This is a genomic window from Nostoc sp. UHCC 0252 (assembly GCF_034931145.1).
GTDB lineage: Bacteria > Cyanobacteriota > Cyanobacteriia > Cyanobacteriales > Nostocaceae > Nostoc.
Genome location: NZ_JAYGHE010000076.1, coordinates 17728 through 35413 on the forward strand (window position 1 = coordinate 17728; position 17686 = coordinate 35413).

14 protein-coding genes are annotated in these 17686 nt (G+C 40.5%); 7 read left to right on the forward strand and 7 right to left on the reverse strand.

What is annotated here, in order from left to right; translation table 11 throughout:
• Positions 1-47 precede the first annotated feature (47 nt).
• Positions 48-221 (forward strand): hypothetical protein, encoded by a 174-nt coding sequence (locus VB732_RS29225; RefSeq protein WP_323234366.1) that lies wholly within the window; start codon positions 48-50, stop codon positions 219-221.
• Between the two features lie 129 nt (positions 222-350).
• Here the strand turns inward: VB732_RS29225 and VB732_RS29230 are convergent, their stop codons facing one another.
• The gene (locus VB732_RS29230; protein WP_323234367.1) at positions 351-767 is read right to left on the reverse strand and encodes a response regulator transcription factor; all 417 of its coding nucleotides are present in this window, start codon (positions 765-767) and stop codon (positions 351-353) included.
• Positions 768-959: 192 nt separating this feature from the next.
• Complete coding sequence (ppk1, locus tag VB732_RS29235; protein WP_323234368.1) at positions 960-3137, reverse strand: polyphosphate kinase 1; 2178 nt, start codon at positions 3135-3137, stop codon at positions 960-962.
• Between the two features lie 614 nt (positions 3138-3751).
• Here ppk1 and VB732_RS29240 point away from each other — a divergent pair.
• Complete coding sequence (locus VB732_RS29240) at positions 3752-4195, forward strand: hypothetical protein (protein ID WP_323234369.1); 444 nt, start codon at positions 3752-3754, stop codon at positions 4193-4195.
• Positions 4196-4938: 743 nt separating this feature from the next.
• Positions 4939-5367 carry a hypothetical protein gene (locus VB732_RS29245; RefSeq protein WP_323234370.1) on the forward strand — a complete coding sequence of 143 codons (429 nt, stop codon included), beginning with the start codon at positions 4939-4941 and terminating at the stop codon, positions 5365-5367.
• Between the two features lie 228 nt (positions 5368-5595).
• On the opposite strand, the gene VB732_RS29250 is transcribed toward VB732_RS29245, so the two are convergent.
• Positions 5596-8415, reverse strand: coding sequence for a hypothetical protein (locus tag VB732_RS29250; RefSeq protein ID WP_323234371.1), 2820 nt, complete (start codon positions 8413-8415; stop codon positions 5596-5598).
• Between the two features lie 419 nt (positions 8416-8834).
• Here VB732_RS29250 and VB732_RS29255 point away from each other — a divergent pair, with 419 nt between their 5' ends.
• On the forward strand, positions 8835-10310 hold the full coding sequence (locus VB732_RS29255) for a HAMP domain-containing sensor histidine kinase (RefSeq protein ID WP_323234372.1): 1476 nt from the start codon (positions 8835-8837) through the stop codon (positions 10308-10310).
• 408 nt (positions 10311-10718) lie between these two features.
• Entirely contained in the window at positions 10719-11423 is a 705-nt protein-coding gene (locus tag VB732_RS29260) for a hypothetical protein (protein ID WP_323234373.1), read from the forward strand.
• 92 nt (positions 11424-11515) lie between these two features.
• Here the strand turns inward: VB732_RS29260 and VB732_RS29265 are convergent, their stop codons facing one another.
• Together VB732_RS29265 and VB732_RS29270 are read right to left on the reverse strand one after the other, a co-directional pair.
• The gene (locus tag VB732_RS29265; RefSeq protein WP_323234374.1) at positions 11516-12589 is read right to left on the reverse strand and encodes a tetratricopeptide repeat protein; all 1074 of its coding nucleotides are present in this window, start codon (positions 12587-12589) and stop codon (positions 11516-11518) included.
• 98 nt (positions 12590-12687) lie between these two features.
• Entirely contained in the window at positions 12688-13317 is a 630-nt protein-coding gene (locus VB732_RS29270; RefSeq protein WP_323234375.1) for a sigma-70 family RNA polymerase sigma factor, read from the reverse strand.
• A gap of 197 nt (positions 13318-13514) precedes the next feature.
• On the opposite strand from VB732_RS29270, the gene VB732_RS29275 reads away from it, so the two are divergent.
• Complete coding sequence (locus tag VB732_RS29275; RefSeq protein ID WP_323234376.1) at positions 13515-14111, forward strand: glyoxalase-like domain protein; 597 nt, start codon at positions 13515-13517, stop codon at positions 14109-14111.
• Positions 14112-14198: 87 nt separating this feature from the next.
• Here VB732_RS29275 and ccsB read toward each other — a convergent pair whose 3' ends face one another.
• Positions 14199-15272, reverse strand: coding sequence for a c-type cytochrome biogenesis protein CcsB (gene ccsB / locus VB732_RS29280; protein WP_323234377.1), 1074 nt, complete (start codon positions 15270-15272; stop codon positions 14199-14201).
• Between the two features lie 240 nt (positions 15273-15512).
• Entirely contained in the window at positions 15513-17261 is a 1749-nt protein-coding gene (locus VB732_RS29285; protein WP_323234378.1) for a DUF3352 domain-containing protein, read from the reverse strand.
• A 228-nt stretch (positions 17262-17489) separates the two neighbouring features.
• Here VB732_RS29285 and VB732_RS29290 point away from each other — a divergent pair, with 228 nt between their 5' ends.
• Positions 17490-17633, forward strand: coding sequence for a hypothetical protein (locus VB732_RS29290; protein WP_323234379.1), 144 nt, complete (start codon positions 17490-17492; stop codon positions 17631-17633).
• Positions 17634-17686 lie beyond the last annotated feature (53 nt).

Genomic DNA, 17686 nt, shown 5'->3' on the forward strand with positions numbered 1-17686 from the left:
TTTAAGTTAACTTAAGACTTAAAGGTAGTTAAAAATAGGAAAAAATAATGGATTTACAGACTATAAAAGAACGGATTGTTGCAGTTCAAAGTAAACGCAATTACCTGTTAGGCTTACTAGAGCAACCAAACCTGGGAACTTTGAGAGTCGACGTAAATCAGGCTTTGGAAGAACTGGATGAATTAATTGATGAATTTCAACGCATCATCCCGGTAGAGTAGAAATTATCAAAAATTGCGTCGGTCTAACCCTAAATTTCCGGCTCTACCGACGCTTTTTAGTCCTACCGTGTCTTTAAATCCCCAGGATTGAACTAAGCCAGAGTTGGCGAAACACCATAACTATATAATTTATCCTGCAACCGAACCATTTTCTGCACGCTGACCTAACTGCCTAACTAAGGCTATCAGTTCGCTTGTAGGTACATCTTTCTTGCAAACGTCATCAAAGCTAGACATTGCCTTGGCTCCCTGAAAATTTACGTCTTCCACTGAGGAGTAAGCAAGGATTTGGGTATTTGGAGAGATAGCTTTAATGTGAGTAGACGCACTCCAGCCATCCATGACCGGCATCTGTAAGTCTAGAACAATCACATCAGGATGGCAACGTTTAACCATGTCTATAGCTTCTTCACCATTACTGGCTAAACCTACTACTTGAATATTTTCCTGGCAAGAAAAAACTAGTTGTAAAGTTAAACGAGTCAGTTCGTGGTCATCGACTACTAGAACACGCAAGGTAGAAAGCTCACAGGATAACATTAACATCGAGGGGGAAAGACAAATTTATTTAGGATAACCCCTCTACTTTATGCTAACAAGTATCGGCACTCTATCTATCCAATGGTTGAATAACTTGTATGAATCCATGACAAATAACTTAGATAACTTCTCAAAAAATTAAAGTTTTATAAAAATCACTAAGTTAAGCTAGTTGTCAAGGTATAGCAAACTAATTATTTAATCAATCAGCTTTGAGGCTACACCAGCTGACCGTAATGCCATATTCATGAGAATTTTTTGTGAATTAGCTTCTGGAGAATCATCATAGGGATGGCGTTGAATGTAGCTACCATCAGCTTGTAATTCCCAAGCTTGGCGATTATCTGCAAGCATAATTCCCATAATTTCTTGCAAATCTTTAGCAATATCAGGGTCTTTCACTGGGGTAATTACTTCGACTCGGCGATCTAGGTTACGGCGCATCCAGTCGGCACTGCCGATATAGATTTCCTCTTCGGTATTGTTATGAAAATAATAAATCCGAGAGTGTTCTAAAAAGCGACCGACGATGCTGATGATGCGAATATTTTCACTAATGTCTTTGAGTCCTGGACGCAAACAACAAACGCCCCTAATAATTAAGTCGATTTGCACTCCGGCGCGGGAAGCTTCATATAAAGTGGTGATAATTTGCGGATCGACTAGGGAATTCATTTTGGCAACAATGCGTCCAGAAAATCCATTTTGAACATTTTCAATTTCGCGGTGAATGAGTGCCAAAAAGCGATCGCGCATATTCACAGGTGCAACCAGCAACTCTCGATAAGACTTTTGCCGGGAATATCCTGTTAAGAAATTAAATAAATCTGTGATGTCAGCACCTAATTCTTCCCGGCAACTAAACAATCCCAAGTCTGTATATAGACGTGCCGTTTTGGGGTTATAGTTTCCAGTACCAATATGCACGTAGCGACGGATTCGGTCTTTTTCGCGCCGTACCACCATGACGGTTTTACTGTGGGTTTTCAGCCCCACTAAACCATAGACTACATGCACTCCAACTCTTTCAAGCCGTTTCGCCCAGTAAATATTATTTTCCTCATCAAATCGCGCCTTTAATTCCACCAGTACAGATACCTGCTTATCATTTTCGGCTGCGGCAATCAGGGCGTTGACAATGGGCGAGTCGCCAGAAGTCCGGTAAAGTGTCATCTTGATGGCTAACACATTCGGATCGTAGGCGGCATGGGTAATAAAGCGTACCACCGTTTCCGAAAAAGATTGATAGGGATGGTGTACTAGTAAATCTTTTTCCCGAATCACAGCAAAAAAGTCTTTTCCTTCGTCCGTCTCCAGTACTTCTGGATCTAAACTCGGTTCCCTCAGCCTTTGCAGGCGTAATGGAACAACAGATTGGCGTGGTGGATCTTTGAGTTCTGCCAATGGCAAGGCCATAAAAGACATCAAATCCCGCAGTCCCAAAAGACCGTCTACTTCATAGAGATCGCTTTCTGTCAATTCCAAATCGTGCAATAATCGCGATCGCACTGCTTCGGGAGTCTGGGATTGAATTTCTAGTCGGACTGGACTCCCACCTAACCGCCGTTTTCGCAATTCCTGTTCAATCGCTAACAATAAATCATCTGCTTCATCTTCTTCTAAGACCAAATCAGCGTCGCGGGTGATGCGGAACGGATGATATTCTTGAATATTCATCCCTGGAAATAAAGATTCCAAGTTATGAGCGATCGCTTGTTCTAAAGGTACTCCAGTCCAGTGAGCAGGTTTGTCGCTATTTTGTCCCAACTCCGGCGGTATCGGTAAAAATCGTGGTAAAACGCTGGGGACTTTGACTCTGGCAAAGAATTCTTCTTCTGTGTCTGGGTTTTTAACCACAACAGCCAAATTCAGACTGAGATTAGAAATAAAAGGAAAGGGATGACTAGGATCGACAGCCAAAGGTGTCAAAACTGGAAATACTTGTTCATCAAAATAGCTATTTAGATGAGTTCGCTGTTTTTGATTTAAATCTATGTAATCCAGAATATGGATGCCATGATTTACAAGTAGAGGACGAAGTACTTGTTCAAAATGTTGATGCTCTTTCTTTACATGAGGAATCAAGGTCGACCTGATATCATCTAATTGTTGTTGTGGTGTCCGGCCATCGGGAGTTAATAGGCTGACTTTAGCCTCTACTTGTTGCTTTAAACCAGCAACCCGCACCATGAAAAACTCATCCAAATTAGAGTTAAATATTCCCAAAAACTTGAGGCGTTCCAGAAGTGGTGTGCGATCGTCACAGGCTTCATGTAAAACTCTGGCATTAAACTCTAACCAGCTTAACTCTCGGTTAAGATAATATTGTGGATCGCTGAGATTGGTAGGGGTAGAGCTTTTTTTAGATTTCGCCATAATGACTTAAGGGCAGACAGGTGTAGCCATTTAACTGGGGACAATAAACATAGTAAGTTAAATGGGGCTTGAGGGTTACGCTGAGGTAACACTTAGCCATAGCTAAAGTTTTATAGCTGCTTTCAATTATTTGAAATATTATGTCTCTCGTAGGGTAGCAGTGCTACCACACAACGTTATGTCTAGGAATTGAAATCTCTGCCCACAACATATTTCCCATGAAGATGCACTCAAGATTTAGCAAAGATATCACATGGGCATTTGTGAAAGTTTTTGACTAATTATTAAATAGAGTTTACGTAGGTTATTGGTATTGCAAGCAGTCTAAAGCCGCACTTGCGCTACTTTTTATATTTAGTTTTCCAAATATAAGCTTTTGTAAGTATTGCCACAACTAGCATACAGAGATTCACTAGGCAAAAAATTTGCTGTGCATCTAGTGTTTGAGATATTAATACTGTTGTTCAGATCCACACTATAAATTTTGTCTATTAATTTTTTAATTTATCACCGCCGAGATTTTTTTAAATTCCAGTGTTATTACTGAAAACTTTCTCTAAAGCAATGGTTATATTGAAAACGCAAAGATGAACAACACAGGGAGTTTATTAATCATGAAAATTTCTGCAATTCTCAAAGGAAGCATCTGCTTATTAGGTTTGGTTAGCGTTGGTAATATCCTGGCTGCACCAGCAAGTGCAGGGCAAGGAGCAGCTCGCGGTGCTGTAACTCTGGTTAGAGCTTCAGGCGCTTCTATCAGTGTCAGTGGTGAATTAACTTTGCCTAACAACGCGTACTTCGCCGCGCCTTTAGTTGTTGCCCCTGAATACGGCGTTGGTACATCAGCGACTGACGATGAAACTATAGCTACTCTAACTCTTACCCCAGGTGACGTTGCCGGTGTTGATGCTGATGGCTTAGTTGCAGGTAGCGGTAATGCATTTGTTCAGGCAGCAGCAGCAGCCTTAGTCGCTGCTACAGACGCTGCCGACATTGGCGCACAAGCAGCTATTATTCGCGCTGGTGCTGGTGCTAATGGTTTAGGCGGTTTAGAATAGATTGAATTTTTGGCTTGTAAGTACTTACTAAATTTTGAACAGCTGACACAACAGTTGAATAAATCTATAGATGATAGGGAAGAGAAATAGCGGTGCTATATCTCTTCCCTAATTTATTTTGTGCCTCAGATTCCCGACTCCTATAAAGAGTCAGGAATTTTGTTGTATTAGTTTTCAGTAGGGGACTACAGCTAGCTGTCATTGGTGTCAACTTAACGTGAAACCCTTGTCGAGACGTGATATTCAGTTCTCTGGCTTCCCATCACTCACCGCGTTACCCCACCCTAACCCTCCCCTTGCAAAGGGGAGGGAACTAGATTTCTTTTTTCCCCCCTTTATAAGGGGGGATTAAGGGGGGTAAAACACCTGTGGAATAAGCATTTAAGCTTAAGTTGACACGTATGACAGCTAGCTGTACGCCCCTACATTGCACTGCGTTGGCGAGTTGCCATGCGACTCCTCATCATTCCTTTACATAACTCTAATGACATCAATATAAATCCTGAAACGTCGAGCAAATAACAAATAGAGAGCTTAATGTAACAATACGAACCCGAAAATTGTCCATTGTTAACAAAACTTTCATACGAAGGGTTCTATATTTTTATCTGCCAAAAGAAATAAAAGAAATATAAAGACAAATTCTGCCTCCACTTTTGCTTGTTGGGGTTTATTTTTCATGGTCAAGCAAAATTTAGGAACGAATCGAATCTAAAACGAAAGACATCAGGAGTTTATAAATTATGTATAGTTTATCTAGCAAATTCTCTATAATTTTTCAGCAAAGTATCTGCCTATTAAGTTTAGTTAGTGGAAATTTTTTAGCAGCACCAGCAAACGCACAACAAGCTACTGCTACTGGTGCTGTTACGCTGATTAGACCTTCTGGTACTTTTCTTAGTATCAGTGGCGAGGTAACTTTACCTTCTGGTTCTTATTTTGAAGGAGGTTTACAAATTACGCCTATCTATGGAGGTGTAGCAGGCACAAACGAGGAAACTGTTAATAGCCTAACTATAACCCCAGGAATAGTTAAAACTACTACACTCTCTAACCCCAATTCATTTACTAATACAGCAGCAAATTTATTAAATAATAGTAACTCGGTTGAAGATGTGACAACTCTAATTCAAGCAGGTGCTGGGAATAATGGCTTGGGTGCTTTAGATTAGACATTCGTTCTCAAAATACAGTGTAAATAATTGGTCTTTTAAGACGCGATAAATCGCGTCTCTACATGAGGGTTTTGTGACCTTGGATTCACTAAGGGTATATTTATAGCGGTTCCCAACCTAGTGAGGTACGTTTTCAAAGCTACTAACCTTGGTAAACAAGATTTGGGTGTACCTCAGTAGACTAGGAAACGCTATATTAGAAATCAAGTATCTTGCAGAAGAATATCAAAATCGATAACCACCTTGAAACTTCAGGTCAAATCCATTTTCACCTGTACCAATTTGACTTTCTATAAACACACCATTTTCAGGGAAAGTATGCCTGAAAATTAGCCCATAATTTAAGCCACTAACTCGATTGCTTAGACCGACATTATTTACACTATAGTTTCTTAAATAAGCACCAAGAGATATTCTTTTACTGACTCTTTGCAGACCCTGAGCTTGAAAGAATAATTCTTTGCCTAACTCTAAATTTGTCTTCAAGCTCAAACCCTGACTAGTACCAAATTCTCCATTAAAAAGACCTAAAAATTCACCATTGCTATTACCTTCAATGTAAGCAATACCAGGAGCTAAGGAAAAACCAAATTTTCTTTCTTGATGCTGATAAAAATAACTTAAAAATGTAGAAAAAGGATTATTTTTATTAGACGCACTATTCCAGTCAATTTTTAAGTATGGTACATGAGTATTAACAGCTACAGGTTTTTTCTTTGAATCTAAGCGTACATCAGTTTTAATATAATTGAGGAGTATATTAGTATAAATACCGATAGTTGGTTCTTCGACCCCTAAATTATTATTGGAAACTCCTGGTGCTGAATTAGCATCTATATTAAACCACGTTCCCAAATTGGCAGTGTAATTAAAATTCCCAGAAGAACCTGCTGCTAGTAATTCGATTGTCGGTAAAGATAGATAACCGTTAAAATTGTTAAAATTGATTCCTATTTTATCAATTCTGGTAAGTTCCATGTAATCGAATGCTAAATCAAATGACCGGACTTGAAGCGGTACTATCGTACTATCTGCTGAATTAAATTGCTGTACAAATTGTTGCCCTTGGGAGTTGGTCAAAATCACTTCTACAGCAGAAGATTCGTTAACGGGCTGAATAGAAGTATTATTTAAAGGAGTTGGGATACCTATAAAAGTAAGAGGGCCAAATTTTTCATTGGAGAGTCTGAGGTCGGAAAAAAATGTATCCCCTTCATCTATTATAGAAATAGTTCTTTCAATAAACTGAACTGCTCGTTTGTGGTTTCCTGTTCTAACTTGTAAAATGCTGGACTTTTTAGGAGTAACTTTACTTGGAAGTGTATAAGTTCCAGATACTTGCTCTAGCCCACTAGCTGAATTAGCATAAGATAAAGTCCGATTCAGCCTGTTATTAATTTGTCTTCTTTGCTCGGCTGTAGCAGGTGTATTTAAAGGAGTAAAACCTTCTCCATTCTTAAATTTTTCTCTAGCTTCTTCTAAACCTTGTTGAATATTATCAATTTTAATAGCTTCAAAAACTCCACCTAACAGCAAACCTAATGTAGAATTCAGTGATTGAATAGAATCAATACTAAAATCACTAAATTTAGCAGTTATAGATATTCCTGGAGCAGCAAAAATGTTAGAGTATGTAGCCTTAACATTTTTTGGGTCGTATTGGATTAAAGCGCGATTATGAGGACGGCTAACATAGAGCCTATGCCAATCAGAAGCTTCTTGAGTTTGAGATAGTGTTTCAAACTCAGGTTCTCTTTTCCCTAAAGACAGCCACTGTAAAGAGTTAAGATAATGAAAGTCTCTCTCAGATTGAGTCAGAAAAGGATTGACTGCTATATTTAATAAATCAAAATTATCAAATTTTCCAAGTTGAGCAACCTTAATACCTGGAAAGGAAGAGACAGGAGCAGTAAAACCAAAACCTTCTCCCGTCAATATATTTCCCCAAGAGATTCCAGCAGCTTCTAGAGCGCTATTAGGAATAGTTTCGCCTTCCAAAAGTCTGACATTACCATCGTCTAACAAAGGTTGGAGATCCGTTGTCGGAAAACTTTGCAAAATTTTGGGAGCATTGGTAGAATCTAAGGCTTGAAATAAAGCTTCCCCACCATCAACACTAAAAGTTGAGCCACTACCAATAGCTGGAATAGGATTTTTTAAAACTGTGACGTTAGGATCGTTTACGTCAACTCCACTGTTAATGATAACTCTGCCAGCAGGTACACCTTCAGGATTTACTATTTGTCCTGCTATTGAAGTGATAGAGTAATTACCAGTACTAACTTCTCCAGTTAAATTTTGAAAATCTGTAGGTATAGCAAACAAAGATTGTAATCCCCAAAATGCTTGCTCTGAAGTAACATTTTGGGTGATATAAGTATTAGTTCCTCTTCCTTGAGAAAGGATACCTACTTGAGAGCCTTTGGTTTCAACTATTACTCTATTATTGTCGAGAACCCAGTAGAACTGGTCAGATTTAGGAAATTTAGCATACGTAAATTTATCAATAACTTGATTGTCGCCAGAAAGTTCTATATTTAAATTCGTATCTATATAATTTTCTTCGTGATTTGGTTTAAATAATTCAGTTTGAAAAGTAAGATTATCTGTAGGGTTAACAATCCAAGGATACCTACTAGCACTAAATGTAAGAGCATCAAGAATTATTTCTTTTTGTTTTGATTGTTGTTGCTTTTTAGAACGACGTAGTTTTTCTATGAGTGTTTGTTGTGTTGGTGTATATGGTTGAGTTTTATTTGGTTGAGTTTCTTGTTGATCTTGCTCGTCTGGCTTGGGAGGTTGTACTTTATATTCTTCAATTGGGATAACATCAGCTATGATGAATCTGCGTAACTGTTTTGGCTTCTCTAAGTTAGACTTAGCATTTTTTAAAGCCTGTTTTAACTTTGCCTGGCTTCGATAATTATCTATTTTTTCTGGCTGATTAATAACAATTAGATTAATATCGTTTTTGCGGTTTAACTCTAAAGCGATCGCAGGTAATTCAATAAATAGAAATTTATAGACAATTGTTGACGATAACAAACATATACTCAGAACTTTTACATTTTCTTTGAATCTCGTTAGGGAGATTTTGAGATTGTTTTGACTTGATTTTTTTACAAAATTCACAATATAACCCGTTGCTTATTAAACTGCTTGGCATTGGCTAATGTTGGAAAAGAATCGTTATTTAATACTTAAACTTCGGATTTATTGTTGGTTTTCTGATTCGATGCATTCACAAATTTTTCAGTAACTTCTAGATAATCGAAAATTTTTTCATTTCTAATACTGTAAGTAAGGAATAAAATAGGATTAAGCATATTTACTGCAACAAGAGTGTAATTCTTGAGCAAAAATTCAACCTCAGCAAAATCACTACAACTCAAAAGTTGAGCTATTATTTAGCCGTATAAATACGTAATGTGAGGATATTCAATCAAAAAAGTGGAGTAAAAAATATGTTTCAGGCCACTCGCCGCCGTCTTGCAATTTGGTACACTGCCGTCACTGCTGTATTATTACTACTGTTTGCCAGTGGCGTTTATTTATACGTCCGTAGTACGCTGATTGAGCGAATTGACGATACCCTTAACCATGTAGTGGAAATAGTGGAGCGTTGTCTCACAACAAGTCCTTGTGCATCTACGCTTATATTTGAGCCAATTAATGCTGATGCAGATAAATTCCGCATTAATTTAGAAGCTAGTTTTCGTGATAATACTGACACTGTAGAAGATGACCACATCGACCTAGAATGGTTTAGTCCGACTGGTAAATTACTTTGGTCAACGCTATCCGAACCACTAAATATTCCCATTCATGTAAATCCCACAGGTGAAACTGTGCGCGTAGTCAAGGGTGAGAGTGAAAATTCAAAATTTCTAACTCCTAATTCCTCACCCTTGACTCAAAATTCAGCATTATTATTGCGGCAAATCACCCAACGAGTGGAAGTAGGGCGGCAAGTAGTAGGATATTTGCGTGTTAGTCACCCTTGGTTTGAAGTCACTAAACCCAGTCGTGAGTTAATTTTTGATTTGGCGTTAGGTATTGGGTTAATGGTGCTTTCTGTAGGTGCAAGTGGCTGGTTTCTTTCGGGTAAAGCGATGGAACCTGTGGGGGAATCTTATCAACGCCTCAAACAATTTACTGCTGATGCTTCCCACGAACTTAGAAGTCCCATTACTTTGATTCAAACAAATGTGCAAGTTGCCCTTGCTGACTTGGATTTAGCAGAGGCAGAAACTACTACTTCTATGCAGTATCGGCAACAGCTAAAGGTGGTGGAACGGTTAACGCAACGTTTGGGTAAGTTAGTTAATGATTTACTGTTCTTAGCACGACAAGATAGTGGAATTAGTAAAGATATCTTTTCACCTTGTCCGCTAGATGCCTTACTAATGGAGGTGGTTGAAGAACAACAACTATTAGTCCCTGAAAAAAAAATTACCCTTTCTTTAGGCTTAGTTGATCCTCCTGCTTCGGAAACTAACCCCGAATTACTAGAAAATTGGTTTACCCTTGTGGGCAATTGGGATCAACTGGTGCGGTTATTCACAAATATAATTGCTAATGCCTTGCATCACACTCCATCTGGTGGACGGGTAAAAGTGGAATTGGCACGGATTGAGGGAATAAATCGCGTTTCTGGACTACGTTACACAAGTGCCCAGTTGCAAGTTAAGGTGAGTGATACCGGAGTTGGAATCCCCGCAGAAGCGCTACCACGCTTGTTTGACCGTTTTTATCGCGTAGATCCGGCACGGACTCATACAACCGGGAATACAGCTACAGCCAGTGCTACTGGTTCAGGATTGGGGTTAGCGATCGCTCAAGCTATTGTCGAACATCATCAGGGCCATATTCAAGTTGAAAGTACTCAAGGCATTGGCACAATCTTTACTGTGACTTTACCAATAACTCTTGAGTCTTAAAGAACACAATTTGGCTGTTACAAAAAAGTTTTTGTTAATCACAATGATTAAAGCCTTGGGCTTATTCTCTGATTGAGGTGTTCAGTCTTGAGAATGAAATATATTTATTTTGTTAGATTATTTTCGTGTCCTTAGCTAGATACGGAAAATAAAATAGGCTGTTAAATTTTAGATGGATTTAACGGTTGATAACGCACAGTTTAATTTTCTGCTTGAATAAATTATTTAAGAGGATGTTTTAAAAGTGGTGGTTGATGTATCCAAAAGTTTAGATCCTCCTTAAAAAGGAGGACTTTGAGAAGGTTATTTACCTCTTTTTAAGGGTCATTAAGGGGAATACTAATACAAGCGTAAACTTTTCAAACATCATTTAAGAGATAAATTTTTAAGTTTTTCTGGGAGCAAGCAATGAATATGAAGTCTCAAAGTTTTCGCAAGTCTGCTCAATTACTTGGTGCTATTTTTGGGGGATTACTAATTAGTGCGCCAGCAATTGCTCAAGTGGTAACACAAGAATCTACTCCCAAAATTAACCCTTGTCCTCGTATTTTCTACGAAGAACCACACAACAGTCGTGTTGTCGTACCCCAAGGATGTCCTCCTAATGAGCTAACACAAAGATTAGCTGCTCAAGGGCTTCTTCCAGCGCCTGCTAGCCCATCAGCAGAGCAAACAAGATTGGGTGGCGGTGGAGAAGCTACAGCAGGCGCTAGAACTTCTGGCGAACAATCTCAACAGTCCTCACCAGGAGCGGTTTCTAATGACCAACAACGATTACTACAACCACTCCAAACCCCCAGCGCCACGATCGCACTGGCAAATGGTAAAGTTAATGTCAGATTGGTAAATGACACTGCGACTAATGTAATCTACCAAGTGATTGGCGATACGGCACCGCGATCGCTACCAGGTAAGTCAGATGTAATACTGCAAGCTCTAGACGCACCAGTAACGGTGACATTTGAGCGGCAAGATAGCGGACAATTGATAGTGACTCCACAAGCTTCTTCAGAGCCAGGAAGTTTGGAAGTTAGATTTAACGAAGCCACAAATGCAGCACAGGGTAGAAGTGCTATGAGAATTGAACGAAATGGTTCTGTCTTTTTGAATTAATTAAAGAGACGCGATTAATCGCGCCTGTACAAAAGGTGAGATTTTAGGTTTCCCTTTCAATCCGAAATCCAAAATCTAAAATTGAATTACCCCTACTTTCGCTGAAGCATTTTACTTAGTTGGTCGATCAATTGCACTTCTTGCTTGTTGTCTTCTAATGTTCGTGCCAGTATAATCGCCCTTTCATAGAAATTGCGAGCAGTAAGGTAATTACCTTGTTGCTTATATAACTGAGCGTAAGACTCAAAAGATTTTAATTCTTCTCGCAAATTTTGCAATTCTTTAGCGAGTGCTAAACGCTGCTCTAGTAAATCAAAAGCCCGTTCATAGCGTCCGACAGCGCTGTGAGCTTTAACTAAACCGTCAATAGCGCGTAATTCATTAGTGCGATCGCGGTTAGTTTTAGCTATCCGCATTGCTGCCCCATAAGTGCCAATGGTATCCTGATAATTTCCAGATGCTAGGTAAGCATCACCCAAATTATTTAGGGTATTTGCTTCACCAATAGCATCGCCAGTCTGACGGCGGAAAAGTAAAGCATTTTCATACAATTTAATCGCTTTGTTATAATCTCCTAACCTGGCAGTTATCAAACCCAAATTGCTCAAAGATAGTCCTTCACCTTCAATATTTTTGACACTGTGAGCAATTGCCAGTGCATCTGCAACTGTTTTACCAGCAGCAGCAAATTCTCCTTGTTGTAGGAGAAACGTACCGATATTATTCAGTACAAAAATCTGAGTTTGGAAGTCTTTCGTATCACGAGCGATCGCTAATCCTCGTCGTAAAGCATTTTCTGCTTCTTTAGAACTACCAAGCTGGATATAAGCCTTTGCAAGCAAATTATAAGTTAGACCTTGTGCTTTTAGGTCGCCAATTGAATGATAGAGTTCTAATGCCCGCAAGGAAGACGCAATTGTTTTATCGGCATATCCTGAAGCGTACTGTTGTTCACCGATACGTAGTAAGCTGTCTGCTTCATCTCTTGATTGTCGTCCAACGGAACTATTTAAAGGACGGTGGAGTTGTTGGGTAATATCAACTGCACCCGCAGCTATGGGACTCAGCAAAAAAGTAAACAGTAAAAAGCTGTGTAAAAGTACCTGGGAACGAGAAATCACACCTACGCAAACTAATTGCCTGGGAAATACAAACCGTTGTTTCATAAAAATTACCCGTAAAGTTGCGGGTTTAAGTAGAAGGTCTAAGAAGAAGTTTTAAGTTTATAAATTGAAGACAAACAATATACGCATTTACACTTAAGCTATGATTGAGCTAAATCTTCCCCAAAGTATATAGTGCGGATATCTGTGGGTAATTTGTCCTCTAGCATACGATAGCCTTCCTGAAGAAAATTGGCTACTTCGTTAGGTGCGATCGCTTCTCCTTCGGCTTGCAAATAGGCGGCAATTCTCGTTTCACTCCAGTGGAAAGTTTGAGACATTAACACGATTAATCGTAAAACAGGAGGTAGTTGGTCTAATGCCTGTTGTACATAGCACCATAGCGGCGGCGAAGTTGCTTGCAGAGAATAATGAATTGCTTCTGTGGGTGGTAGCTTAATTTCGTTAATACAAAAAGCTGTCATATTAATTAACCAATTTTGCATGGTTAAGGCTTCCTCACCTGATTCAGGGGGAGTTAAATTTAGTCCACCGAGTTCGTAATAGATATGCCGCCAGGTGAGAGCAAACAGATAATCTGCTTGCACAGGCGATCGCGCCGAATGCCGAATTAAGGTATACACTATGGGGCTATAGCGGCAAAAAATCACCGTAAAATACTTTCCGGCATCTGGATTACGCTGAAACAGAGTCAGTAGTTCTTGATCGCTGTGATGAAATAGCGACTTCACCAGAGGGTGATTAGCTTCGGGAAAATGAGGAATTTGCACAAGTCTCTGAGTTGATAGTTGTTAAAATTATTTTGGGAATTGCACTCCCGTAGTTAATCGCATAATATCTTGGTGTTGCCCAGTTTGTAGCCGAGACTCAGACAACTTGAGTTATTGATAAACTAGAAACAAGGACTTAATTTTAGTCTTAATCGATAATTATAAAATCGACTCCCCTATAGAATCCTTATTTGTTCATGGTTATAGCAGTTAGTGCGATGTCGTTCCTCCTCAGTCCCCTTACTTTAGGCTCCTTTCTCCCTTCCTTGCCCTTGGATAGTCTATTTTCCACCCAAGGCATTATGGTAATGCTGCTAGCAGCTTACGCTGGTGCGATGTGGATGTTCCTCACCAGTGCCCCAAAAGTACACACTGTCATGGTGTCAGATTTGGAGATTGCCCGACAGTTGTATGAAGGGCTGCTAGATTTGCCCGCAGCTGAGGTGCCATTGCACTATTACTACAACTACGAACAAACCATTGGTGCAACTGGAATTGATCCGCTATATATGTCTACAGGGCCAAGTTTGTCAAGCAAAATGATGAATAATGGTACTGAAGGGCTGTGGTATCAATTAAAGAAAAACACTCAGCTACACGTAATCACTGGTGCAAGTTTAGGTAGCAAAAATCAGCAACGCCACGTTTGTTTTGACCACGACTGCCTGGAAATGATTTTAATGCGTGTCGAAATGCGCGGTTTAAAATTCAAGATTCGCAACCAAAAGCCACTGAACTTTTTAGTCAAAGACTATGAAGGGCGCGTCATTGAGGTGGCAGAGGTAGCGAATTAGTCATTAGATTTTAGATTATTTTAGATTGTGTGGTGCGTAGCTTGCCGTCGGAGGCATCGCGCCACACAATCTTTTTTTAAGTAGTTATTAAAAAAACCAACCGTAAGAATGCAAACCTTTACCCAAAAGATTCACGCCGAGATAGCAAATCCAAACAACAACAAAGCCAGTAGCGGCTAAAATTGCGGGACGACGCCCTTGCCAACCGCGAGTGATTCGGGCGTGGAGATAGGCGGCGAATACTAACCAGGTGATTAATGCCCAAGTTTCTTTGGGATCCCAACTCCAGTAGGAACCCCAAGCTTCGTTAGCCCAAACGCCACCGGCAATAATACCAATAGTCAATAAAGGAAATCCTAGCCCAATGATGCGATAGCTGATATTGTCGAGGGTTTCGGCAAGGCTAAGGCGCTGAGGTGAAAGAGGTTCCGAATTTTGGATTTCGGATTTTGGATTTTGGATTGGGGTTGTTGTGACTAAACCTAAAACAGCAGTGCTACCGTTCCCGTTGCCGTTGCTACTAGTTTCAAAACGGGTAAAACCGTTATTTTCGGCAGAAGGGGCTGCTGGTTGAGGAATTAGTTCAGCTGCTTTGTGTAAGCGGTAGCCGTTGCTGCGATAGCCACCAGTACCGACAGAACTGCCTTGTAGTTGGATGTTTTGACCGCGAGTGACAATTAAGAAAGCGATCGCTAATAACGCACCCACCATCAAAGCAGAATAACTCAACATCATGACGCTAACATGCATCATCAGCCAATTTGATTTCAATGCAGGTACTAGCGGTTCTGATGCTTGCATCTGGGATGGTAGTGTCATCGTTGCAAAAGCAGCGATCAACATTGCCACCGGAGATGTCACAACTCCTACTAAGCGGCTACGGCTACTACTTTCAGCAATTAAATGGACGGTGGTAATTCCCCAAGTTAAGAAAAATAGAGATTCATAGAGATTACTTAGGGGAAAGTAACCAGCTTCTATCCATCTTGCTCCTAGTAGAGTCGCCATACACAAATTAGCGATCGCCATCCCAGCTGTCCCCAAAGCGGCTAGATAAGGCAGATTCGGAAAAGCCGCTCCTCCCCAATACACCAGCATTGTTAGGAATAATATGGCAAAGGAGGCATTGTCCAGCCAGTTCTGGAGTACAACCAGATTCATAAAGTTTTCTCTCCGTGGATAATTTCAAATATGGATTCTGACTGTTCTGATCCTATATGTTTACAGGGTTATGGGATAGGGGAATTGGGAATTGGGAATGGGGAATTGGGAATTGGGAATGGGGAATGGGGAATGGGGAATTGGGAATTGGGGAGAATAACATTACTTCTTTCCCCCTGCCCCCTGCTCCCTGCCCCCTGCCCCCTGCCCCCTGCTCCCTGCCCCCTGCCCCCTGCCCCCTTATCTAGAAGAGTTGTTATTACTGCTTTCTGGACTAGGCAAGGCAGTCGGGTTACTAACTTTTTTGAGTGCGATAAAAACGTCGTAACGGTTGCTGCGACTATCACTGACGGCGGATGTCATCCCAATCGAGCGCGTTGCAGCTAGCAAAGCTTGTTGATTGGGAATTAAAGTTGGTAAAGGAAAATTTTTCACAGTTCGTTCGACATCCAGAAAAAATTGACCATTTGTCGGATTTGGTTCTGTAGGAACTGTTTGTTGGAAGGGAAGAGTGCTGGCTAGTATGTTGTTGGGTTTGGGAACAATTTTATCAGTGATGGGAGCGCCCACTACTAGAAAAGCGACATCTCCATCTAACCAGCCGTGGGTAGCAGTTAAAGTACCATAGGGTGAAACCCAGTTAACAACGGGTTGACTTGCGACTTTCGCTGGTTGGACTTGGAACTGGTATTGATTTCTCATCACTTCATCAAGCTGTTTTATAGATGCTTCAGCTGATTGGCGATCGCTTGTCTGTACCATAAACAGTAAACCCACAAGAAAATCATCTGGTGAACCTTGTTTTGGAGTAGTCGGAATCAGTGATAAGGAAAACTCGCCTTTCATCCAACTGAGCAAATCCTTATCTAAATCGAGATCGGTAAGCGATTTTATACCACCTCTGATCTGTTCTGGTGGGATCGGTGAGAGGGGATTTCTCTGAGATGTTAAAACGTAATCTCCCCACAACCTCTGTAAGTTCCCACCAGATAGCATCATTAAAGTTTCTGCTGGTACGCGGCTTTGCATTTTCCCAGCTTTGTTTTCCACCGCCAGCACCCGTTGACTATTAGGGTTTAACCAAGAAACACCCTTAAAACGGATTCCTTCTGCCTCTAAAGTCATTGTCCCTGCTAAACCTTGGTTATTTTGCAGTTGTGCCAAAACTTGGGCAGGTAAAGGGCGGTTTGGAGAAGCTGCCGCTATTTTGGCTGCTGTTGGCACATTGATGTAAAACTGGCCAAAGCGTTGGTGATTGGCAATTTTCGGAAAATTCTCGGCAAAGCCCCCTGTTGTGGCTAGGGATGTTTGATTTTTGTAGGCATCGATCGCTCGTTCTGCGGCTTTAGGACTATCAGTTATGACTAAAAAACGCCGATCTAGCAATGCTGCTGATAAATTCTCCCCTGCTTCTCCCTCACTTTGTTTAATGGCGATCCCTTGATAAATACGGTCAATCCATTTGCCTTGTTTAAGGGTTTTGGGTTGTGCCAAAATGTTTTTGGCGATTTCTGGATTTTTTACTGGCAATACCATTACCATCGACTGCTGATCGCTGGCAGCATTTTCTTTAGTGGTAACTGGTTTGGGTACAGCTTTATTTACTGTTGCTGGGGCAAGAATTGCGATCGTAACGTCATTGCCTACCCAAGGAGCGATATCTTTCTGAAAGTCGTAACCGTTATTAGTCAGAAAGCGATCGCGCAATTCTACTAAATTTCTGTCTAATTCTGCTTGGGTTTCTTTTGTCCCAAACTGCCGCAGTTTCTGCCACTGCTGGGGATCTGTTGTCAGAGAAACTGCAAACAGGGCATCACCAGGAATAATATTTGCACCTACTAGCAAATCACTGGAAGATATTTGTCTCTGGCTTAACAACCAGTATGCTACACTCCCCCCGCCAATCAATAGCCCAGCAGCCGAGAGCGTCAGCACCAGAGAGGGTTTCTTTTTTTTCTTCATTGGAACAGACACAAAAGGCGGTGCCATTGAAACCTATACCTTATACTTGCAAACTTATTACTTGCTTGATTAGTCAAGTACATCAACTGGTTTAACCATTCTTTAGGGTGGTTAATTACGTTAAATTTTTTTACCCTAGATGTTGATGATACTTTGGTAATCAACCTTCCCTACTCTTTTAAAAGCTGTGTTTTTGACTCAGTTATCATTTTTAACACGCTTTATTGAATTTCGTAGAACGTTTCCCTAAGATTAATGTCTGAGTCGGAAAGTTTCGGCAAGCAAATCTGTGATTCTAAGCAATTAGAGAATATAACTAACTGGACAAAGCTGCAAGTCAACTTCATCTGCTTGATTTTGCTTGGTAGCGAGCGAATGCGCGATCGCCTCACATTATAATAAGTACAGTATTTATTGGCTCAACGCTGTAGCAAAGATTTACCACCTACCTA

Coding starts and splice junctions, on each gene's coding strand:
- VB732_RS29225 (WP_323234366.1), top strand. CDS start 48: ATGGATTTACAGACTATAAAAGAACGGATTGTTGCAGTTCAAAGTAAA.
- VB732_RS29230 (WP_323234367.1), bottom strand. CDS start 767: ATGTTAATGTTATCCTGTGAGCTTTCTACCTTGCGTGTTCTAGTAGTC.
- ppk1 (WP_323234368.1), bottom strand. CDS start 3,137: ATGGCGAAATCTAAAAAAAGCTCTACCCCTACCAATCTCAGCGATCCA.
- VB732_RS29240 (WP_323234369.1), top strand. CDS start 3,752: ATGAAAATTTCTGCAATTCTCAAAGGAAGCATCTGCTTATTAGGTTTG.
- VB732_RS29245 (WP_323234370.1), top strand. CDS start 4,939: ATGTATAGTTTATCTAGCAAATTCTCTATAATTTTTCAGCAAAGTATC.
- VB732_RS29255 (WP_323234372.1), top strand. CDS start 8,835: ATGTTTCAGGCCACTCGCCGCCGTCTTGCAATTTGGTACACTGCCGTC.
- VB732_RS29260 (WP_323234373.1), top strand. CDS start 10,719: ATGAATATGAAGTCTCAAAGTTTTCGCAAGTCTGCTCAATTACTTGGT.
- VB732_RS29265 (WP_323234374.1), bottom strand. CDS start 12,589: ATGAAACAACGGTTTGTATTTCCCAGGCAATTAGTTTGCGTAGGTGTG.
- VB732_RS29275 (WP_323234376.1), top strand. CDS start 13,515: ATGGTTATAGCAGTTAGTGCGATGTCGTTCCTCCTCAGTCCCCTTACT.
- ccsB (WP_323234377.1), bottom strand. CDS start 15,272: ATGAATCTGGTTGTACTCCAGAACTGGCTGGACAATGCCTCCTTTGCC.
- VB732_RS29285 (WP_323234378.1), bottom strand. CDS start 17,261: ATGGCACCGCCTTTTGTGTCTGTTCCAATGAAGAAAAAAAAGAAACCC.
- VB732_RS29290 (WP_323234379.1), top strand. CDS start 17,490: ATGTCTGAGTCGGAAAGTTTCGGCAAGCAAATCTGTGATTCTAAGCAA.